Origin of the sequence: Brevibacterium paucivorans (assembly GCF_016907735.1) — a bacterium.
Taxonomy (GTDB): Bacteria; Actinomycetota; Actinomycetes; order Actinomycetales; family Brevibacteriaceae; genus Brevibacterium; species Brevibacterium paucivorans.
Genome location: NZ_JAFBCP010000001.1, coordinates 1,664,382 through 1,686,411, shown reverse-complemented (window position 1 = coordinate 1,686,411; position 22,030 = coordinate 1,664,382). Strand labels below are relative to the sequence as shown.

15 protein-coding genes are annotated in these 22,030 nt (G+C 58.0%); 4 read left to right on the top strand and 11 right to left on the bottom strand.

Annotation, left to right across the window (positions count from 1 at the left end):
• Positions 1–39: 39 nt before the first annotated feature.
• Both rpsG and rpsL read right to left on the bottom strand, forming a co-directional pair.
• Positions 40–510, bottom strand: a complete 471-nt coding sequence (gene rpsG, locus JOE56_RS07775) for a 30S ribosomal protein S7 (RefSeq protein ID WP_005881550.1) — start codon at positions 508–510, stop codon at positions 40–42.
• Positions 510–884: a 30S ribosomal protein S12 gene (rpsL, locus tag JOE56_RS07770; RefSeq protein WP_005881551.1), complete on the bottom strand. Its 375-nt coding sequence runs from the start codon at positions 882–884 to the stop codon at positions 510–512. The genes rpsG and rpsL overlap by 1 nt, the downstream gene beginning before the upstream one ends.
• A gap of 402 nt (positions 885–1,286) precedes the next feature.
• Here rpsL and JOE56_RS07765 point away from each other — a divergent pair, with 402 nt between their 5' ends.
• Positions 1,287–2,048 (top strand): DUF1707 SHOCT-like domain-containing protein, encoded by a 762-nt coding sequence (locus JOE56_RS07765; RefSeq protein ID WP_204515539.1) that lies wholly within the window; start codon positions 1,287–1,289, stop codon positions 2,046–2,048.
• Between the two features lie 84 nt (positions 2,049–2,132).
• Complete coding sequence (locus JOE56_RS07760) at positions 2,133–3,158, top strand: 6-phosphofructokinase (protein ID WP_204515538.1); 1,026 nt, start codon at positions 2,133–2,135, stop codon at positions 3,156–3,158.
• A 148-nt stretch (positions 3,159–3,306) separates the two neighbouring features.
• On the opposite strand, the gene JOE56_RS07755 is transcribed toward JOE56_RS07760, so the two are convergent.
• The 3 genes from JOE56_RS07755 to JOE56_RS07745 form a co-directional block, all read right to left on the bottom strand.
• Complete coding sequence (locus tag JOE56_RS07755) at positions 3,307–7,182, bottom strand: DNA-directed RNA polymerase subunit beta' (RefSeq protein WP_204515537.1); 3,876 nt, start codon at positions 7,180–7,182, stop codon at positions 3,307–3,309.
• A gap of 42 nt (positions 7,183–7,224) precedes the next feature.
• On the bottom strand, positions 7,225–10,707 hold the full coding sequence (rpoB, locus tag JOE56_RS07750; RefSeq protein WP_204515536.1) for a DNA-directed RNA polymerase subunit beta: 3,483 nt from the start codon (positions 10,705–10,707) through the stop codon (positions 7,225–7,227).
• Between the two features lie 426 nt (positions 10,708–11,133).
• Positions 11,134–11,379 (bottom strand): hypothetical protein, encoded by a 246-nt coding sequence (locus JOE56_RS07745; RefSeq protein ID WP_204515535.1) that lies wholly within the window; start codon positions 11,377–11,379, stop codon positions 11,134–11,136.
• Between the two features lie 47 nt (positions 11,380–11,426).
• Between JOE56_RS07745 and JOE56_RS07740 the strand changes: the two genes are divergently transcribed.
• A complete protein-coding gene (locus tag JOE56_RS07740) occupies positions 11,427–14,468 on the top strand; it encodes a hypothetical protein (protein ID WP_204515534.1) in 3,042 nt (1,013 codons plus the stop codon).
• 17 nt (positions 14,469–14,485) lie between these two features.
• Here the strand turns inward: JOE56_RS07740 and JOE56_RS07735 are convergent, their stop codons facing one another.
• From JOE56_RS07735 to rplJ, 6 genes are all read right to left on the bottom strand, one after another.
• Positions 14,486–15,568, bottom strand: a complete 1,083-nt coding sequence (locus JOE56_RS07735) for an ABC transporter ATP-binding protein (RefSeq protein WP_204515533.1) — start codon at positions 15,566–15,568, stop codon at positions 14,486–14,488.
• Positions 15,565–17,247: an ABC transporter permease gene (locus JOE56_RS07730; protein WP_338028649.1), complete on the bottom strand. Its 1,683-nt coding sequence runs from the start codon at positions 17,245–17,247 to the stop codon at positions 15,565–15,567. Before JOE56_RS07730 ends, JOE56_RS07735 begins: the two co-directional genes overlap by 4 nt.
• Positions 17,244–18,290: an ABC transporter substrate-binding protein gene (locus tag JOE56_RS07725; RefSeq protein WP_239271368.1), complete on the bottom strand. Its 1,047-nt coding sequence runs from the start codon at positions 18,288–18,290 to the stop codon at positions 17,244–17,246. The genes JOE56_RS07730 and JOE56_RS07725 overlap by 4 nt, the downstream gene beginning before the upstream one ends.
• Positions 18,291–18,435: 145 nt before the next feature.
• The gene (locus tag JOE56_RS07720) at positions 18,436–19,635 is read right to left on the bottom strand and encodes a cobalamin-independent methionine synthase II family protein (RefSeq protein WP_204515532.1); all 1,200 of its coding nucleotides are present in this window, start codon (positions 19,633–19,635) and stop codon (positions 18,436–18,438) included.
• A gap of 211 nt (positions 19,636–19,846) precedes the next feature.
• Entirely contained in the window at positions 19,847–20,236 is a 390-nt protein-coding gene (gene rplL, locus JOE56_RS07715) for a 50S ribosomal protein L7/L12 (RefSeq protein ID WP_102238540.1), read from the bottom strand.
• A 57-nt stretch (positions 20,237–20,293) separates the two neighbouring features.
• On the bottom strand, positions 20,294–20,830 hold the full coding sequence (gene rplJ, locus JOE56_RS07710; RefSeq protein ID WP_102238539.1) for a 50S ribosomal protein L10: 537 nt from the start codon (positions 20,828–20,830) through the stop codon (positions 20,294–20,296).
• A gap of 300 nt (positions 20,831–21,130) precedes the next feature.
• Here rplJ and JOE56_RS07705 point away from each other — a divergent pair, with 300 nt between their 5' ends.
• On the top strand, positions 21,131–21,922 hold the full coding sequence (locus JOE56_RS07705) for an MBL fold metallo-hydrolase (protein ID WP_204515531.1): 792 nt from the start codon (positions 21,131–21,133) through the stop codon (positions 21,920–21,922).
• Positions 21,923–22,030: the final 108 nt, after the last annotated feature.

Here is a 22,030-nt window from a genome sequence, read left to right as displayed (position 1 = left end):
TCTGGGGTAAGAGTAGTTACCCTTACCCCAGATTAGCGACTACCAGCGGTAGTGAGCGAAGGCCTTGTTGGATTCGGCCATCTTGTGAGTATCTTCACGACGCTTCACAGCGGCGCCGAGGCCGTTGCTTGCGTCAAGGATTTCGTTCATGAGGCGTTCCGTCATGGTCTTTTCACGACGCTGACGGGAGAAACCTACGAGCCAGCGCAGAGCAAGCGTGGTCGAACGCGCAGGACGCACGTCAACTGGAACCTGGTACGTGGCACCACCAACACGGCGGGAACGAACTTCAAGGGCCGGGCGGATGTTGTCCAGCGCCTTCTTCAGCAACTGAACTGGCTCCATGTTGGCCTTTGCGCTTGCACCTTCCAGTGCTCCGTAAACAATGCGCTCTGCAGTCGAACGCTTACCGTCAAGCAGAACCTTGTTGATGAGCTGGGTAACAAGCGGTGAGTTGTGAACTGGGTCAATAACTACCGGGCGCTTAGGTGCGGGTCCTTTGCGTGGCATTACTTCTTCTCCCTCTTGGCTCCGTAACGGCTACGTGCCTGCTGGCGTCCCTTGACACCCTGGGTGTCAAGCGAACCACGCACGATCTTGTAGCGAACACCAGGGAGGTCCTTCACACGTCCACCGCGCACAAGCACGATCGAGTGCTCCTGCAGGTTGTGTCCTTCACCCGGAATGTAGGCGGTTACTTCAATCTGGGAAGAAAGCTTCACACGAGCCACCTTACGCAGGGCTGAGTTAGGCTTCTTCGGCGTTGTTGTGTACACACGGGTGCACACGCCGCGACGCTGCGGGCTACCCAAAAGGGCAGGCGTCGCGTTCTTCGCGGCCTTGTCGTGTCGTCCCTTGCGGACGAGCTGCTGAATAGTTGGCACTACTTCTCCATTGCTTCTCAATATTCCTAATTCCACCACCCTTATGAGTGATGGACATGTCCATCTGCAACTGGGTGAAGCTACCTGCCCAATCACAGTTCTCACGCGCCTCCTCCACCCCCGCGCTCGGGTGTGTCGAACTGGCATATTCCAGATAAAACGTAGAACCGCTTCCATCTGATAGACGCTTTTCGCGCATGAGATTGCTTGAATGCACGCACACAAGCACGGTCGTTTTAAAAACAACCACAGTCAAGCGTAAACGCCACGAACGGTCAGCGTCAATTTGAGTCACAATCGTTCAGAGGTTGTTCACCTTAGACGGCTCTTAAACACCCTGCACAGCCAGCAGAAAGCTATACCAACGGACTAGACTGAAACCAAAATCGATAGGATCAGAATATGTCCAACTCCAGCGCACACTCAGGCGAAAGCAAGGACCTCGAAAAGGTCCAGCCAGACACCAACAGCTCCCTTGAAATATCCGCACCACAGCCCAAGCTCCGCCGGACCCGCGCAAGCGACACCGACCGCGACACAGTCGTCTCTGCGTTGTCTGACGCCCTTTCGCGTGGTCAGCTCACTACAGTCGAATTCGACGAGCGCCATTCGCAAGCCCTCAAGGCCATGTACATCGACCAGCTCCCCGCGCTCGTCGAAGACATCCCTGAAGCCGACGAGCTCGAGAAGGACCTTCGGTCACGCGACACGTTGCGCCGCGAAGGCACAGAACTAGCAACCAAACCCGGGTCACACCTCGGCCCCTATAACAACCAACGCAGCGGTCCCATCCAACCTTCCAAGCCGGGAACAGGCAAAAGCGACACCGCGATCTGCATTCTGAGTGGTTCCAACCAGGTCGTCGCCCCAAACACCCCCAAGGTCAGCGCGGTGGCAATGTTGGGTGGCAATGACTACGACCTGTGCGACGTGATGGGTCCTGGCGTTGAGTTCACCATTGAGAGCATCAATTTTATGGGTGGCCACGATATCTACGTGCCCCCAGGCGTACGTGTAATCAACAAAAGCTTTTCGATCTTGGGTGGCGTGGACATTGCGCAGAACGCACGCGGCGACGGTTCCAACGGCACGCTCATCATCAGTGGTTTCAACCTGCTAGGTGGCGACGACGTCATGCTGGCACGCGGATACCGCGAAGGCTAGTAGCGGGCAGTTACGCCGCAATGAGCAAGACCATCCAACAACCAGTCAGTTAGAAGCAACAGCAGTAGACCTAAGGAGACCGGTATGAACATTGGAATCTTGACCTCCGGCGGCGACTGCCCCGGGCTCAACGCCGTCATTCGTGGAGCGGTGCGTAAGGGCGTGCGTGAAACTGGCGACACGTTCGTGGGCCTTAAAGACGGGTGGCGTGGCTTGCTGGAAGCTGATTACGTCCCGCTCACCACGCATGACGTCCGTGGAATTTCCGGCCGAGGTGGAACCATCTTGGGTACGTCCCGCACCCACCCGTATTCCCAGGGTGGGCCGGACCAGATGAAACGTGTCATGGAGGAACACAGCATCGACGCGATCATCGCGATTGGTGGTGAGGGCACGCTGGCCGGTGCTGCCCGTTTGGCCGACAACGAAGGCATGCCAGTTGTGGGTGTCCCCAAGACCATTGACAACGATCTGAACAACACGGACTACACGTTCGGGTTCGACACGGCCGCTTCGATTGCCACTGAGTCGCTGGACGCTTTGCGCACAACAGCTGAATCGCACCACCGCTGCATGGTTGTGGAAGTGATGGGGCGCAACGTGGGTTGGATCGCTCTGCACGCGGGAATGGCTGGCGGTGCGCAGGCCGTTTTGCTCCCTGAGTTCCCGGTCCCCTATGAGCAGATCTATACGTGGGTGCGTTCTGCCCGGGACCGAGGTCGTGCCCCCATTGTTGTTGTGGCAGAAGGTTTTGTGCCCGAGGACCTCGATGAGCAGGTCTCGGACGCCGGGCGTGACAAGCACGGCCGTGTGCGTCTGGGTGGGGTCGCTAATCACTTGGCTCCTCTGATTGAAGAGGCAACCGGGGTGGAAACCCGAGCGACGATTTTGGGTCACCTGCAACGAGGTGGCTCCCCTACCGCGTACGACCGTGTGCTTGCCACCCGTCTGGGTATGGCCGCAGTTGAACTGGCGCACCAAGAAAAGTGGGGATACATGACAAGCCTTTCAGGTGTGGACATCACATCAGTTCAAATGGCACATGCTGTCGACAACCTCAAGACCGTTCCGCAGTCCCGTTGGGACGAACTTCAGGTGCTCTTGGGGTAAAGCAACATTCAGGTTACTCTTCCGTCCTAAAGTCAAACGCGAATTAAAGACAAACACTGAGCGCCCCTGACCGTGTTTGGTCAGGGGCGCTCAGTTCTTGCGCTCTATGCCGGCTCTAGCCGCCGTCAGTGGCTAGAGCCGGCCGGGACTAGCCTCCGAACGAGTCGAAGTCGTAGTCCTCAAGCGGAATCGTTGACGTGTCGCCACCCAGAGCTGGGTAGAAGTCACCGTAGGAGTTAGCAAACATTTCCTGCTTGGCTTCTTCCGTTGGCTCCACGATCATGTCGCGGAACTTGTGCATACCGGTACCAGCTGGGATGAGCTTACCGAGGATGACGTTCTCCTTCAGACCCAGAAGTGGGTCGGACTTACCTTCAAGCGCAGCTTCCGTAAGAACGCGCGTGGTCTCCTGGAAGGATGCGGCTGACAGCCAGGATTCGGTTGCAAGCGACGCCTTGGTGATACCCATGAGTTCGTCACGTGCTGAAGCGGGCTGACCGCCTTCAGCGACGACGCGCTTGTTCTCTTCCTGGTAACGGCTGCGGTCGACCAGCTCACCTGGCAACAGGTTGGTGTCACCAGATTCAATTACCGTCACGCGGCGCAACATCTGACGCACAATAACTTCGATGTGCTTGTCGTGGATGCCCACACCCTGCGAGCGGTACACCTTCTGTACTTCGTCAACCAAGAAGCGTTCAGCTTCACGACGACCACGGATACGCAGAACCTGCTTGGGGTCAACCGCACCCATCTGCAGCTTCTCGCCGGCCTTCACGTGCTGGCCCTCTTCAACAAGGAGCTGTGCACGGCGACCAACAGCGTGCTCGATTTCGTCCGATCCGTCGTCAGGCACCACGATCACGTAGCGCGTCTTACGGGAGTCGTCGATCTTCACGCGACCGGTTGCTTCGGCGATTGGTGCGAATCCCTTAGGTGTACGTGCTTCGAAGAGCTCGGTCACACGTGGCAGACCCTGCGTAATGTCACCACCACCGCCGGCAGCAACACCACCGGTGTGGAAGGTACGCATGGTCAGCTGGGTTCCTGGTTCACCAATCGACTGAGCAGCAACGGTACCAATGGCTTCACCAATGTCTACCAGCTGGCCGGTAGCCATCGAACGGCCGTAGTGCTGAGCAGAGATCTGCACGTCGGAGTCAGCGGTGAGAACCGAGTGAACCTTGACCTCACGGATTCCTGCTTCAACGAGAAGGTCGATCACGTCGGTGGAAATGTCGGTCTTAGCTGGAACAACCACGTTACCGTCAGCGTCAACAACGTCGGCAACCGTGAGACGGCCCAGAACCGAAGTTTCCACGAACTCGTGTGGTTCGAGCGTTCCGTCAGCAGCTTCCTGCGAAACCGGGAGCGTAATGCCCTTCTTCGAGTCGGTGGTTTCGGTGCGGACAATAACGTCCTGCGAAACGTCGACCAGACGACGTGTCAGGTAACCGGAGTCTGCGGTACGCAGAGCGGTGTCGGCCAGACCCTTACGAGCACCGTGCGAGGCGATGAAGTACTCAAGTACAGACAGACCCTCACGGTAGTTCGACTTAATGGGGCGAGGAATAATTTCACCCTTAGGGTTGGTCACCAGACCACGCATACCTGCCAACTGACGCACCTGGGTCCAGTTACCGGAAGCACCCGACTCAACCAGGCGGTACACCGAGTTGTCGGAGTCGAAGTTGTCCTGCATGATCTTGGCGACCTGGTCGGTGGTGTCCGACCAGATCTTCACCAGTTCAGAACGACGTTCGTCGTCGGTGAGCGCACCAATAGCGTACTGGTCTTCAACCGTGCTCGACTGCTCTTCAGCTTCGTCCAGCAGGCCTTCCTTAGCGTCGGGTGACACGATGTCACTCATCGCCACGGTCAGACCAGAACGAGTTGCCCAGTAGAAACCGGTTGCCTTGAAGTTGTCCAGAGTCGCTGCAACTTCCACCTTGGGGTAGTAGTCAGCAAGACGGTTAACAATCTTCGACAGGAGCTTCTTGTTGACCGTGGTGTTGACGTAACGGTAGTTGTCCGGAAGCGTGTCGTTGAAGAGTGCGCGTCCCAACGTGGTTTCGATGGTCAGTGGCTGACCTTCGGTCCAGTCTTCAGGCAGTTCCATGTCCTTGGCTGGCACCAGGTTTTCAACCCGGATATGTGCTTTAGCACGCAGGTCCAGCTCTCCACGGTCGAACGCCATGATGGCTTCAGCCAGTGACGAGAACTCGCGTCCTTCACCAACAGCACCATCAACCTGCGAGGTCAGGTGGTAAATACCAATGATCATGTCCTGCGAAGGCATGGTCACAGGCTTACCGTCGGAAGGCTTCAGAATGTTGTTCGCTGACAACATCAGAATGCGAGCTTCTGCCTGAGCTTCAGCCGAAAGCGGAAGGTGAACAGCCATCTGGTCACCGTCGAAGTCCGCGTTGAAAGCGGAACATACGAGTGGGTGAATCTGAATAGCTTTACCTTCAACCAGAAGAGGTTCAAACGCTTGGATACCCAAGCGGTGCAGAGTAGGTGCACGGTTCAGCAGTACTGGGTGTTCGGTAATGACCTCTTCGAGAACGTCCCACACCTGAGGGTGCTGGCGTTCCACCATGCGCTTTGCTGACTTGATGTTCTGCGCGTGGTTGAGATCAACCAACCGCTTCATCACGAACGGCTTGAAAAGTTCAAGAGCCATGGCCTTGGGCAGACCACATTCGTGCAGTTTCAGCGTAGGACCAACAACGATCACGGAACGACCCGAGTAGTCCACACGCTTACCAAGCAGGTTCTGACGGAAACGTCCCTGCTTACCCTTGAGCATGTCGGAAAGCGACTTCAGCGGACGGTTACCGGGTCCGGTGACTGGGCGTCCACGACGTCCGTTGTCGAACAGCGAGTCGACTGCTTCCTGCAGCATGCGCTTTTCGTTGTTGACAATGATTTCGGGGGCGCCGAGGTCGAGCAACCGCTTGAGACGGTTGTTGCGGTTGATCACGCGGCGGTAGAGGTCGTTGAGGTCCGAGGTGGCAAAGCGACCACCGTCGAGCTGCACCATGGGGCGCAGTTCCGGCGGAATGACAGGAACGGCGTCGAGCACCATTCCTTCTGGAGAGTTGTCGGTGGTCATGAACGCGTTGACAACCTTCAGACGCTTCAGGGCACGGGTCTTGCGCTGTCCCTTACCGGTCTTGATCAGTTCGCGCAGTGATTCTGCTTCACCTTCGAGGTCGAACTCGCGCAGGCGCTGCTGAATAGCTTCAGCACCCATCGCACCGGTGAAGTAGATACCGAAACGCGCAACCATGTCGCGGTAGAGCGCCTCGTCACCTTCGAGGTCTGAGACCTTCAGGTTCTTGAAGCGGTCCCATACCTTTTCGACCCGGTCGAGTTCGCGGTCTGCGTGCTTGCGCAGGTTGGCCATTTCCTTGTTGGCCTGGTTTTCGACCTTCTTCTTGGTGGCAGCCGTCTTGCCTTCGTCTTCGAGGACCTTGAGGTCTTCTTCGAGCTTCTTGGCGCGACGGTCCAGGTCAGCAGCCAAGCGGTCGCTGATCTGCTTCTTTTCGACGTCGATCTGATTCTGCAGAGTAGGGAGGTCGCGGTGACGCGAGTCTTCGTCCACAGACGTGATCATGTAGGCCGCGAAGTAGATGACCTTTTCGAGGTCTTTCGGGGCCAGGTCGAGCAGGTAGCCCAAGCGTGATGGAACACCCTTGAAGTACCAGATGTGGGTCACTGGAGCGGCGAGCTCGATGTGTCCCATGCGTTCGCGGCGTACTTTGGCGCGGGTTACTTCCACACCACAGCGTTCACAGATGATGCCTTTGAAGCGAACGCGCTTGTATTTTCCGCAGTAGCACTCCCAGTCACGGGTAGGACCGAAAATCTTTTCACAGAAAAGACCGTCCTTTTCCGGCTTCAGGGTGCGGTAGTTGATGGTTTCAGGTTTTTTGACTTCGCCGTGTGACCAGCGACGGATGTCGTCCGCGGTCGCCAGGCCAATGCGCAGCTCATCAAAGAAATTGACGTCAGGCACGTGAATCCTCTTTCTTGCCGTTAGGCCAAAATTTCAGGTAGATCAGACTTCTTCGACGGTGTTTGCTTCGTTACGCGAGAGGTTGATGCCCAGCTCTTCAGCTGCGCGGTACACCTCGTCGTCGTCTCGCATCTCAACTGACTGGCCGTCTGAGGACAGCACTTCCACGTCGAGGCACAGGGACTGCATTTCCTTGATAAGAACCTTGAAGGACTCCGGAATTCCAGGGTCAGGAAGGTTGTCGCCCTTAACGATTGCTTCGTAGACCTTGACACGGCCAGGAATATCGTCGGACTTGATGGTGAGCAGTTCCTGGAGTGTGTAGGCGGCACCGTAAGCTTCCAGTGCCCACACTTCCATTTCACCGAAGCGCTGACCACCGAACTGTGCCTTACCACCCAGTGGCTGCTGGGTAATCATGGAGTACGGTCCGGTCGAACGCGCGTGGATCTTGTCGTCGACCAGGTGGTGCAGCTTAAGCATGTACATGTAACCGACCGAGATCGGGAACGGGAACGGTTCACCGGAACGGCCGTCGAACAGACGCGCCTTACCGGTGGAGTCAATCAGTCGTTCACCGTCACGGTTGGGCAGGGTCGAGTCGAGCAGACCACGAAGTTCGTGCTGGTGCGCACCGTCGAACACTGGCGTTGCCACGTTCGTGCCCGGTTCCGCTTCGAGTTCGAACTTACCGTCGGCCAGCTCCTTGGCCCATTCGGGGTTACCTTCGATGCGCCATCCCTGGTTTGCGATCCAACCCAAGTGGATTTCGAAAACCTGACCGATGTTCATACGACGAGGAACACCGTGCGGGTTCAGGATGACGTCGACAGGGGTTCCGTCTTCCATGAACGGCATGTCTTCAACCGGAAGGATCTGGGAGATAACACCCTTGTTTCCGTGACGTCCAGCCATCTTGTCACCAATGGTGATCTTGCGGCGCTGAGCGACGTACACGCGAACCAGCTGGTTAACACCCGGCGACAGTTCGTCGTCGTCTTCACGGTCAAAGACCTTGACGCCAATGACGGTACCGGTCTCACCGTGTGGCACCTTCAGCGAGGTGTCGCGGACTTCACGGGACTTCTCACCGAAGATCGCACGCAAGAGGCGTTCTTCTGGAGTAAGTTCGGTTTCACCCTTAGGCGTGACCTTACCGACCAAGATGTCACCGTCGGTGACTTCAGCACCGATGCGGATGATTCCTCGTTCGTCGAGCTCAGCCAGCGCGTCAGGGGAAATGTTCGGGATATCGCGCGTGATCTCTTCAGCACCCAGCTTGGTGTCACGAGCATCGATTTCGTGCTCTTCAATGTGGATCGACGAAAGAACGTCGTCCTGCACCATGCGCTGGGACAGAATGATCGCGTCCTCGAAGTTGTAACCTTCCCAGGACATGAATGCCACCAGGAGGTTCTTACCCAGAGCCATTTCACCGTTTTCGGTGGACGGCCCGTCAGCAAGAACAGCGCCAACCTCAACACGGTCACCCTGGTCAACAATGATGCGCTGGTTGTAGGAGGTTCCGTGGTTGGAGCGACGGAACTTCTCAGCCTTGTACGTGGTGGTGGTTCCGTCGTCGTTCATGACGGTCACAAAGTCGGCGGACACCTCGGTCACCACACCGGCCTTTTCAGCCACGATGACGTCACCAGCGTCAACTGCCGCACGGTACTCCATACCCGTACCAACGTATGGTGCCTGCGCACGAACCAACGGAACAGCCTGGCGCTGCATGTTCGCACCCATGAGGGCGCGGTTAGCGTCGTCGTGCTCCAGGAACGGAATCAGCGCGGTTGCAACCGACACCATCTGACGTGCAGAAACGTCCATGAAGTGGATTTCGTCAGCGGGAATCAGGTCCGCTTCACCGCCACCACCCATTGGGCGGGCAAGAACGAATTCTTCTTCAAACTTCTGGTCATCGGTCAGTGGGGCGTTAGCCTGCGCGATGTTGTATTCGAGTTCGTCGTCGGCAGTCAAGTACTGCGTCTTGTCAGTGACAACACCGTTTTCAACCTTGCGGTACGGGGTCTCAATGAAACCGAACGGGTTGATGCGTGCGTAGGACGCGAGCGAACCGATAAGACCAATGTTGGGGCCTTCCGGGGTTTCAATGGGGCACATACGGCCGTAGTGCGACGGGTGAACGTCACGCACGTCCATACCTGCGCGGTCACGTGAAAGACCACCAGGACCCAGAGCAGACAGACGACGCTTGTGTGTCAGACCTGCAAGCGGGTTGTTCTGGTCCATGAACTGCGAAAGCTGGCTGGTTCCGAAGAACTCCTTGATCGCAGCAACAACCGGGCGAATGTTGATCAGCGTCTGAGGCGTAATCGCTTCGACGTCCTGCGTGGTCATGCGTTCGCGGACCACACGTTCCATACGCGACAGACCGGTGCGCACCTGGTTCTCAATCAGTTCACCAACCGCGCGGATACGGCGGTTACCAAAGTGGTCGATGTCGTCGAGTGCTACGCGGATGTCGGTCTTTTCGCCACCGCGAACACCTGGCATGGTTTCCTTGCCAGCGTGCAGGCTGACAATATAGCGGATGGTTGCCACGATGTCGTCAACGGTCAGAACTGATTGAGTCAGAGCCTCGTCGACACCCAGTTTGCGGTTGATCTTGTAGCGACCGACTTTGGCCAGATCGTAACGCTTGGGGTTGAAGTAGAGGTTGCGTAGAAGAGTCTCAGCCGCGTCGACGGTTGCAGGTTCAGCTGGACGCAGTTTCTTGTAGATGTCCAGGAGTGCTTCTTCGCGGGTGCTGACCGTGTCCTTGGCCAGAGTGTCTTTAATGGAGTCGAACTCGCCAAACTCTTCAAGGATCTGTGAATCGGTCCAGCCCAGCGCCTTCAGAAGAACCGTGACCGACTGCTTACGCTTACGGTCCAGACGGACACCAACCTGGTCGCGCTTGTCGACTTCGAACTCCAGCCAAGCACCGCGGGACGGGATGATCTTCGCGGTGTAGATGTCGCGGTCCGAGGTCTTGTCCGGCACGGACTCGAAGTACGCACCTGGCGAGCGCACCAGCTGGGAAACGACAACACGTTCGGTTCCGTTAATGATGAACGTTCCCTTGTCGGTCATGAGTGGGAAGTCACCCATGAACACGGTCTGGGACTTGATTTCACCCGTGTTGTTGTTCATGAATTCGGCGATCACGAAAAGTGGCGCCGAGTACGTCATGTCACGTTCTTTACACTCGTCGATTGAGTATTTTGGTGGCTCGAAGCGGTGGTCGCTAAACGACAGCGACATCGCTCCAGAGAAGTCTTCTACCGGCGAGATTTCTTCAAAAATGTCTTCAAGACCCGAGGTGGTGGCAACTGAGTCGTCTCCGTTCTCAATCGCTTCAGCAACACGGTCTTGCCAGCGTTCGTTTCCGACCAGCCAGTCGAAGCTGTCGATCTGCAGACCAAGCAGATTAGGAACTTCGAGTGGTTCGTGAATCTTCGCGAAGGAAACGCGCTTGGGCGGGTTAGCGGTCCTTGTGTTTTCGTTGGCGACGGCCAATGGGATCCTTCCACAGTGGTTGTATCTCCGAGCGTTGCAGTTCACGCCCACCGCTATATGAAGGCAAAATGAAGTCACCGCAACGCAAACCACCAGTTTAACCACAAATGCCAAACCACGCAAGAGCCTTGTGGTAGAGTTCTTTCTTTTTGCTCTCGTCTCTTGGCTCGCGCTTTTTCACACATGGTGTTCACGCTGGTGAACCGGCCACGGCCGTTGATGCGACACCCGGTTGTGGAAACTCGCACACTATGAGACAAATCTGCAACGAAGCCTCACTCCCCCTGTGGATAACTCATTTTCGGCACAACCCCGGTGCTATGTTTCTTGCTGAGAGGGGAGTGACTGTCGTGACACAAGGTTGGCTACTATTCTTTTCGTGGATCAGCGTATTTACCGTACTTGTGGCCGGCATCGTCCTGAACGCTACGACCGCGTCAGCCCGAACACGAACGGGTAGCCGGGCACGACCTCGGCGACAGAAACCTGTCCCCCATCATGCACAGGCGCCGAAGCAACCGCAGGCACCGCAACAGCCCGTCGCGCAGCACCACCAACGAGCCCCGCAGCACCAACAGAACTCCGGTTATTCCGGCTACCCAGGTTTCGCTGACAGCTCTCTACAGGCGAGCCAGCCCAGTCAGCCCAGCCAGCCAGCCCAGCAGCAACCACAGCTCCCCCACCAGTCGGTTCAGAAACAGCAATCCTCTACCGCGTGGATGCCTAACATTCTTCTGGGTGTTGCTTGTTTATTCCTCATCGCTGCGGCGATCACGTTCGCAAGTGTGACGGGGTCACCGATCGTGCGGGCGGTGGCAATTGGGGTTGTCGCGGCTCTGTCTTATGTAGCGGGTCTTGTTATTCACGCCCTGTCTGCCCGGCTCAAGCCTGTTGGTTTTGCGTTGGTGGCCCTTGGAATCGCGCTTCTTCCCATTGCGACCGGGCTGTTAGGAGCCAGTGACTCGATTCCAGGTTCAGTTGCGTGGTTCGCGGCGTCGCTGGTGGGCGTGATCGCGTATGTGCTGGCAGCGATCTTGCTGAAGTCCGAAACCATCATGTGGTTCGGCCTGCTGTTCGTGGGTTCATTGGTGTTGTCCATCGTGAATTTCGCGGCACTGCCACCTGTGGCGTTCTTCTACGGGCTCATGGCGACGGCCACAGTTTTCGCGCTTGTCGGGGCTTTGGCACGCAACCGGCTACCCAAGAGGTTCGTGCGCCCGCACATGCTCTTAGGTGAGATTCTGGCACCGGCGTCTGCTGTCGCGTGCTTGTTCGTGCAGCCGTTCCCAGTCACATACCAGTGGGCAATCCTGTTTGGTCTTTTGACCGTGTTCTATGTCCTTTCTGCCAGCCTGAACCGTTGGGGATGGCAAGCCATTGTTGCCCGCGTGACTGGAGCGCTCACGATTGCCCTAACAGCAAACGCCATCGCTAAACTGATCAGCAATACAGACGATGCGATCAGATTCGCCACCGGCCTTGCGTTCCTTGTCGTGGGACTGTGGCATGTGGTGGAAGCGCTTATTCGTCGAGCTAACACCGCTTTCCGCTTAACAACGCACATCGTGACGACCGCGTGTTTCCTGGTGGGCACAGCGGTCACGGGGTTCCGGATCGAGGGCACTGACGGCAGGCTCTATATCCCGGCCGGGATCATCTTTGCTTTGCTCGCGGCGATGCACTTGGTGTTTGCTGTTACGACAGACACTCCCCTACAGCGCGCTTTGGGATACGGGTCAGCCGTGATGTTCGCCGTGTCACTTGCGTGCGTTGTTGCTCATTTCATTGGCGGCGATAAGTCCACCGTCGTCATTTGCTACGTCATTGCAGTGGGTGTTTTTGTCGTGGCTGACGCGCTGTTCACCGGGTGGATTGTCAGTCCCCGAGGTCGTAGTCGCCGCCGTTTGCGCATTTCCTCACCGTTTTACACGGCGATCTTCCCTGCGAGCGCGTTCGCCCCGGCATTTCTTGCCCTGTTCTATGGGATGCAGGCGTGGCACTTGGTCGTCCTGTCTGTGCTGGTTTTGGTTTTAGTGGGGCTGGCTTTCCTCGTGCGTTCGGGCCTCTTCACACTGTCAACAGTTCCGTTGCTGTTTGCTTTTTCGTTCGGTGTTGACGCGGTCATTGCGGGTAGTCGCGACTCATGGCGATGGATCTTCTCGCGTCCTCTTTCGCTTACCTTTTTCGCGCTATTAGCGGCGGGCCTCATGATTGTTTATGCGCGTCGCTATGCGCGTGGCCGTTACCGGCGAGCGCAGTATGCAGCAATTGCGAGTCTGATTGTGACTGGTTTGGGCGCGATCAATGTATTGACGATCGCGCTTGCCCCAAATTTCCCTTATGCGACCTTGTTTGTGTCTGCGACCGCGATTGATCTGGTGGCGTTGCTTGTCGGATTTGATGTGGCACGTCGCTTGACGCGGCCCGAGCATCAGCGGCGGGTTGAGGTTGCGAAGTCCGAGCACGCAAAACGTGCTCAGAATGGTCCGGTCGCACAGTTTGAGCCGTCTCCGGCTCCAGTGTTTGTTATTTTGTATGCGGCCGCCGTGTGCGTACACGCGGTTGGGGCTGTAGCGCCTAAGTTCGAAGACTGGTACTTCTTCACAATAGCGAGCGTCTTGGCGACCGCAGTGATTGTGTACGTGACTCACGTGATGCGGGTTCAGTGGTTCATTTTGGCCACTATGGCCACTGTCCCCACGTTTGCACGATCTGTGACGTCCCCGTTCCTGGAGGGGGTCAACCACTTTGTACTGGCCAACATTATTGCGTGGGCCATCTTGTACGCGGTTCACTGGGTGCAGGTGCTGGTTAAGCGGAAAGCTCTTGCAAGCTTGGTTGCCGCGACGCTGATCTTGCTGGGCGCGTTGCTACCTGCAGCCTTCATCGATAGTTCCGCGGTGCCGATTCCGTCGTTTGCCAGGGTTGTCGTTGGCCTGATTCTGTTGGCAGTCGCTGCCACAGTCATGACTGCTGTGCGGGTGAGTCGTCACCGTGCGGTGTTCTTTGAGATCGCCAGTTATGTGGGCGCTTTGGGGCTGGCGGTTTCGTTAAGCGGTCTGGTGCGCTGGAATTTCTATGTGCCGTTGCACATCGTGGCGCTCACCGCACTGTTTTGGGCGTGGATCTATGGTGGCCGAGGTGGTTTCCCCTGGCTTGCCTCCCGTCGCGTTGGTACGCAGGTGAGGTTGTATGTCACGTTCGGGCTCATGACGTTCATTGGCCTGCTGGTGGCGCTGATCTCGGGTGGCTTCTACACGGCCGTGTTCTTGTCGTGGCTGGTGTTCTTCCTCATCATGGGGGCGCTTACCAACCGACCAGTTTTGGTGTGGTGTTCCGTTGGAACGTTGGCTCTTTCAGCCGTGTGGTTGCTGCGTGATGTTGTGTGGCTGGTACTCGTTGTTCTTGCGCTCATCATCATTGGGGTCGTTGTGTGGATGCTGCTACGTGGCAACCGGAAACCCGTAGATGATGCACGTGCAGATCAGCCGGGTCAGCCGTTCGGGGCCGCTCAGGACCGGCAACACCCTCAACCACCACAGGCACCTCGGCGGGATGTGCCACAACCGCCGCAGGCGCCACAACCTCCGCAGGTGCAACGGCAACAGCCACACCCTCCCCAACGAGAGGTGCCGCAACCTCCGCAGACGCGGGAGCCATTCAACGCTCCACCGCAGGCTCCGCAACATCAGGCTGATAACGGACGGCCCGCTCCCCAGGAGTGGAACTCAAGCGACAGGTTCCGGCCGCCAAACTCGTGAAGGTTCGAAGGGCCAGATCAGCGCGGGTTTTCGCGTGAAAACAGCGTCCCGCCCGTGAACCTAACGCCAACCGTATCGCCCACGCGAGGACGATCACCCGCAGTCAAAACGGTCAGCGCCTGATCCCCCACGCTCACTTGCACTAGCCAGCCCGCGCGGTCGAACAGAACAGACTCAACCGTTCCGTCCACGTGTCCCTCCCCGGTAGAACACACACGCGCGTCACCCTCACCTACAGCGAGGATGGGGTCCACCTCGGCATGCATGCGGGTGAAACCGGTGACCCGTGACCCGTTTTCAAGAGCAACGGCCCCACCGCCATCGCCATCACGCTCGCTCTCGCCGTCTCCGCCTGCAAGCGTGACAGGAAACAGGCCGGCATCGGACATGAACTGCGCAACAAACGGATCCTGCGGAGCGTTCAACACCTGTTGAGGGTCGCTGTACTGGATGATTCGCCCGGACTTGAGCACTGCGATCCTGTCGGCCAGTGCAAGGGCTTCAGAGCGGTCGTGCGTTACATACACGGCGGTCAGCGAAAGCTCTTCAGTGAGCGCTTTGAGCTGGCCACGCAAATCCGCACGCAACGGCTCGTCCAGAGACGAAAGCGCTTCGTCAAACAGCACCACGTTCGGTTTCGCAATGATTGCCCGGGCAATTGCCACACGCTGCCGTTGCCCACCAGACAGAGAGTCTGGCTTCCTGTCCGCCATCCCGGCAAGCCCCACCTGGGTGAGAGTCTGAGCGACACGGTCGCGCACCTCGGCGCCCTTGAGCCCACTCACCCGCAACGGGTAGGCGACGTTCTGCCCCACCGACATGTGCGGCCACACCGCGTGATCCTGAAACACCATACCCAGCCCGCGCTTGTCAGGGCCCAGGAACGCAGAGTCGGAAACGACCTCGGCGCCATTGATCCGCATACCGCCCGACACGGGACGCAAGAACCCCGCGATGGTGCGCAACAGCGTAGTCTTACCCGACCCAGATGGGCCCACCAGACAGATGAACTCACCGGTCTGCGCCGTGAGCGAGATGTCGAACAAGCCGCCACCTCCGGGGTAGCGCACGTTGATGTCGTTGAGTTCAAGGGCTGTCATGGTTTGGCCTTTCGGTTGTGGGCGGTGACGAGGCCCAACCCCAGGATGCCGGCCAGGCACACCAAGACCGCGAGCGCACTGGCCGCTGAGTAGTCGCCCGCCTGTTGCAGATTAAAGATGACCACTCCCAAGGTGCGGGTGCCGGGGGCTACCAGCAGGATCGAGATGGTGAGTTCGCGAACGGCGGTGAGGGCGACCACCACTCCCCCTGTGACGGCAATGGGGAGGGTGAATCGGCCCGAGGTGGTTAAAAGGGCTCGGGTGGGGCTGGCACCTGCGGTTTGCGCGGCTTCTTCGAAGGACCGGCTCAAGGCCGCGGAGGTGGGGCGGACCATTTGGACGACGATCGCGCTGAACGCCATGACGTACGCGGCGAGTATCGCCCACAGCGTGTTGAAGATTCCCAGTAGCGGGGAAACCAAGAGCCACGCGACAGCTACGACCAGACCCGGGAGCGCCTGCGGGAGGAGTGCGAAGATGTCGAGTCCCACATTGTCGAAGCTGCGGGTACGGGTCAAGAGCAGTGCGATCACCCACCCCAGCACAGTGCATGCGAGACCGGCACCTAAGGCCAGGAGCACTGAGTTACCCACGCCGGACAGTACAGAAGGGTTAGAGAGTGCGTGCGTGAAGTTCGCGAACGTGACGGTGTCTGCTCGCAGTGGTACGCCTGGGGCTGGCAGGATCGCTTGGCGGATGAGCGCGAGGAGAGGTAGCACGGTCGCGATGATAGCTCCCGCCCAGAGGACCACGGTGAGCGCCCAGAGAAGTGGGGTGCGCGCGGCCGGTTGGGTGACTCGTGTGGATGCCGCCGCCGAGGTCGTTCCGGTAGAGCGCTGAACGAAGACTGCCAGGCATGCGAGTGCAAGAAGAATCGTTCCGACAGCCGAAGCGGCCGGAAGCGGGTTGTGCACTGAGTGCGACGCGATGAACCGGTACACCAGCGTGGTGAGGGTGGTGTAGTTGGCGGGAAGTCCTAAAAGCGCGGGGATTCCGAAGTCCGACAGGTTACTGGCAAACGTCAGGACCAGCGACGCCATGAGTGCGGGTCGTAGCAGCGGGAGCGTGACCGTGGTGTAGATGCGGGCTGTCGATGCGCCGGACACGCGCGCGGCCTCTTCGAGCTGGCTGGGGATACGCGTCATGGCAGAGCTGATGAGCAAATACGCCATGGGCCACGACGTGATGGTCAGTAGCAGGATCACTCCCCCGGCGCCGTAAATGTTGGTCGGGAGTACTGTTCCTAAGAGCGAGCGGAGTGGACCCGACGGTGAAAACAGGGCGATCCACGACATCGCGCTGATAAACGGCGGGATCAGGAACGGCAACAGGAACAGCCAACGCAAGACGCTAGCGCCCGGAACTTTGAACCTGTCGAGTGCGATCGTAAGCGCGAGCGCCACCACAGTTGCGCCCAGTGCTGCGCACCCGGAGCTCACCAGCGAGTTGCCTATGGCTGTCAACAGGTCGGGGTTGCGGAACACTTCCAGCCCGGAAGAGCTCAGGCCCGTTGACACCACCGCTGTGAGTGGAAGAGCGATCGTCACCAGGACAGCGACCCAAACTGCGAGTCGTAGCCCTGGGACACGAAGCCCCGACTCCCGCGAGACCTTACCGCGCTTTGAACTCTGCGCGGACGTGGATCCCCGGGAGTCGGAACTGTGGTGAGTCAAACTCACCCCATGATCTCCTTGAACTTCTCTACTGCACCGTCCTGCTGTTCCTTCACCTTGGCGTAGTCCGGCTGGATCAGGTTGATGTCGGTAAGAGCAGGTGCGCCTTCAGGTGCGCCGGCGTCAGAGCGAATCGGCACGTAGTTCTGCTTAACTGCCAACTCCTGCCCTTCTTTGGACACCAGGAAGCTCACGAACGCTTGCGCCGCATCCGGGTTCTCCGAGTCCTTGAACACACCGGCAGGCTGGTTCACATACGGTACGCCGTCTGAAGGGTAGCTCACTGCAACGGGTGAACCCTTGTCGGCGAGGTCGCGCACTGGGTAGTCCACGACAACGCCCAGAGGTGACGAACCATCAGCAACGGCCTGCGCGACCGGACCGTTAGATTCCAGCACCTTTGGCTTGTTTTCGCCGAGCTTCTTGAGCCAGTCCTCGCCCAGTTCTGGCTGGTCAAGCCACAGTGCGGTGTTGAACGCTGCCGCGCCGGAAACATCCGGGTTGGGCATTGCAATCTGTTCTTTGAACTTAGGGTCGGTGAGTTCTGCCCAGGACTTTGGAGCTTCCTTTACCTTGTCCTTGTTGTATGCGATCACGGTGGGGATGATGCGAGTTCCCACGTAGTACCCGTCCGCGTCGACCTGCTCTTTTTCGATTCCGTCTGTTTCGACGTTGTCGAGTTTGATCAGTTCGTCTTCGCTCTTGAACCCTTCAAACGTGGGAACGTCAGCGGCCAGGAGTACGTCAGCGCCGATCTTTCCCGACTTCTTCTCTGAGGCGATACGTGTCTTTAGTTCACCGGTTCCAGCGCGGAAGACCTTGACCTGGATGTCTGGGTTTTCTTTGTTGAACGCGTCAATGACTTCGTTGATTTTTGCTTCAGGTTCTGAGGTGTAGAGGTTGATTTCACCGCTGCCCTCAGCCTTGTCTCCACCGTTACCGGCGTCGGAAACATCGCACGCGGTGAACATCAGTGTGGAGACGGCCAAGGCTGATGCAAGGGCGGTGCCACGGACAACAGACCGTGCATTGCGGAAAAGAGACTTCATAACTCTCCAGTTCAGAAAGTGTGGACCGAGTGCGCGAGCGATTGTGTGAATCGCTCGCGCCGAACAACGGCCACATCATCCCCCGCAATTCCAAACGCGGAGTGTCACCCAGGTTGCACCTCGGTGAACCTCGTCGCCCCTCTGGTTAGCTCAGTCGCTTGGACGCAATTTCGGCTCCCTGTGCCAGGGTTTCGAGCTTGGCCCATGCGATTTCAGGGTGGACACGTCCACCCAGTCCGCAGTCCGTGGAAGCGACAACGTTTTCTGGCCCAACAAGACGGGCAAAGCGTTCGATGCGGTCTGCTACCAGCTCCGGGTGTTCCACCACGTTGGTTGAGTGGGACACGATTCCGGGTATCAGGTACTTGCCTTCAGGAAGTTTGGTGTCTTCCCAGATCCGCCATTCGTGTTCGTGGCGCACGTTCGCTGCTTCGAAGGTGATTCCGGCAGCGTTGATGCCAAGCACGTCGTCGACGATTTCTGCAAACGGCAGGTCGGTGACGTGAGGGCCGTGCCACGATCCCCAACATGTGTGGAAGCGGGCTCGCTGCGGGTCAATTCCGCGCAGGGCGTGATTGAGTGCTTCGATACGTGGACGCGTGAAGGCGCGGTAGTCCTCGTATGACGGTTCGGGGTTGATCTGGTCGAAGTTTTCCGCGATTGACGGGTCGTCAATCTGCACGATGAAACCGGCCTCTGTGATTGCGAGGTATTCCTCACGGAAGACATCGGCCATGGCCCAGATGAACTCTTCGTCGCTGTCGTAGTACTCGTTGGTGATACGAGCGGCTGAGCTTGGCCCCAAAGAGTTGATGTATGCAGTCGACGGGTCAACGCCTGCCTTTTCGCAGGCCACGCGCAGGTTCTCAATGTCACGCTGAACCTTGTCCTGCCCGATGTAGGTCACGGGTCCCGTTGCTGTGGGAAACTGAGGCTGTGTTCCAGTGTCAGCACCCGCTGTTCCATCTGTGTACACCCCTGGGAACAGGTTACGGTCGCGGCGGTCAGGGAAACTGGTGAGCTGCACGTTGCCGGGTTCCGATCGAACTGCTTTGGCGTTGAAGAAGTCCACGTCGCGCAGTTCCAATCCCCCGGTGCGCTCAAAGGAGTAGTGCCACCATGCACCGTAGTCCTTGGCAGCGGCCATTGCGTGACCGTATTCGCCGTCGTTGACATCGGTGATGCCCAGTTCCTTTTGCTTAGCGACCAGGTCCACAACGGAGTCCTGCAGAAGGCGCTGGAACTCGTCGTTGTTGAAGTTGTTGTCAAAGCGAGCTGCGTTGGCCGCGATGAGCTGTTCCGTGCGAGGTAAAGAACCTGCGTGAGACACGCGGATTGATGACATGGTGATTCCTTTCATAAGACAGTGAGTCCACCACATCACATATGCGTATGCGCATGTCTGCAGTTCGTCATGATTCGCAATGCACACTTTGCGCCACATCAGCTACCACCCCACACAAAACTGGCCGCCACCCACGCAGGGTGACGGCCAGTTGGCAATGTGGAACGACCTCGGGCGCGGGATCACTGGACCCCGCACCCGAGCTACCAAATTACTTAAGCGATACGGTAGCGCCAGCTGCTTCGAGCTTTTCCTTAGCAGCTTCAGCGGTTTCCTTGTTAACGCCTTCCAGAACAGGCTTAGGAGCACCGTCAACGAGCTCCTTAGCTTCCTTCAGACCAAGGCTGGTGAGTCCACGAACTTCCTTAATAACAGGAACCTTCTTGTCTCCACCGGATTCGAGGATAACGTCGAATTCGTCCTTTTCTTCGGCTCCGCCAGCGTCTCCGCCACCAGCGCCAGGAGCAGCAGCAACAGCAGCAACTGGAGCAGCAGCTTCAACTTCGAATTCTTCTTCAAACTTCTTAACGAAGTCGTTCAGTTCAATCAGGGTGAGCTCTTTGAACGCTTCAATGAGCTCTTCAGGGGTGAGCTTAGCCATGGTGGCTACGTCCTTCCGTGAGTGGTTGGGTTCAACCGTGGTTTATGGGGGTGAAACTTACGCTGCTTCGGATCCGGATTCTTCCTGCTTTGCACGCAGTGCATCGACGGTACGTACCGTCTTGACCAGAGGTGCGGTGAACGCGTAGGCAGCCTTGTACAGGCTTCCCTTGAGCGCTCCAGCAGCCTTGGCAAGCAGAACTTCGCGGGATTCGAGGTCAGCCAGCTTCGTAACTTCTTCAGCTGAAAGTGCGGCACCTTCGAGGTGTCCACCCTTGATGACCAGCTGAGGATTCGCCTTGGCAAAGTCACGCAGAGCCTTTGCAGCGTCAGCAACATCACCGGAGATGAAAGCGATCGCAGATGGACCCTTGAGGTTGTCTGCGTTGAACGCATCCAGTCCAGCTTCTTTAGCTGCAATGGCGGTCAGCGTATTCTTTACCACGGCGTAGGAGGCGTTCCCACCGAGTGCAACGCGCAGTTCTTTCATCTGCGCAACGGTGAGACCGCGGTACTCGGTCAGCACAGCGGCCGAGGAGTTTTCAAACAGCTGTTTGATCTCCTGTACCGCAGCTGCCTTGTCTGGCCTCGCCATGGTATTCCTTTCGTACATGTTGGTGCGCGAACACGAAAAAAGCGTTCCGCGCAGCAGGCACGGAACGCTCACAAATACATCCCTTACGGGACTTCATGAAGTTCAGTATCACCTGCGCGGGTCACTCATTCCGAGTCTTCGTCAACGTGTGCGTTCTAACAGGTGTTAGACGTTTACGCTGAGACCAACGGTCTTGGGCACCAGATGAGTCTAACGTAGAGTTTCGGGTAAGTCCAAATCGGGTGGCGCATTCCTGTTGAGGAGCGCGGTCGCATGTATTCGGGTGGTGTTTTTGCCGTTATGACGCGTATTTTCAGTTTCACATCAGACCCTGTGGCGCTCAATTCGTACCTGATTCTGGGCGATGACCGGGCTGTGATTGTGGACACGGGGTCCGGTCCGCGGCAGGCGTCGAGGATTCTGACGACCTTTGCCGAGGCGTCCCTCACCCAGTCTGGACGCGCCCTCTTCGTGGATGTGCCGGTCAGTGTTGTGAACACGCACGACCATTGGGATCATTTCTTTGGCAACGCCACGTTCGCTCGCGCGGGCGTCACCGAGTTTTTCGCCTCACCGCAATGCATCCGGGACATGCAGGCCAGCGCGTGGGTGCAGTTTCACGAAGTGCCCAGCAGCCTTGAGCCTGACCTACCCGCGGACCCTTCTGAGCTTCTTGTCCCCATGACCGAGGTGACTGACAGCGTCACTTTTAACGACCTCGGCGTTGGTTTTGCGGACCTGGACGTAACCGCCCGGGTTCTTCCAGGCCACACGGAAGGCGACCTTGTGCTGCTTGCCGGGCACGTGGCGCTGGTGGGTGACCTTGTGGAGGAGGGCGCTCCCCCGGCGTTGGGTGATGACGCGACCCCGTTTCGGTGGGCGCAGAACCTGGAGCGGTTGTTGGAGGATTCGCAGCTTACCGTGTTTGCGCCGGGCCATGGGCGTCCGGTGGATCGGGAGTATGTGACGCGGCAGGCCGGGGTGATTGCGCAGGCTGGGTTGGAAGACGCCGAGGTGGCAGCACTTCCGTTTTCACGTGACCTCACGCTGGCTACGCCTGGATTGCCCGAGGGGGTAGCCAGGATTCTGTGAGGCCGGACTTGTTGCGCACTGTGGTTTTGGTGTGGGGCGGGTCCGTGGGCGCGAGCCTGAGGTTTGTCACAGAAGGTTTGTACTGGGAAAACGCAGTGCGGGCGGGAT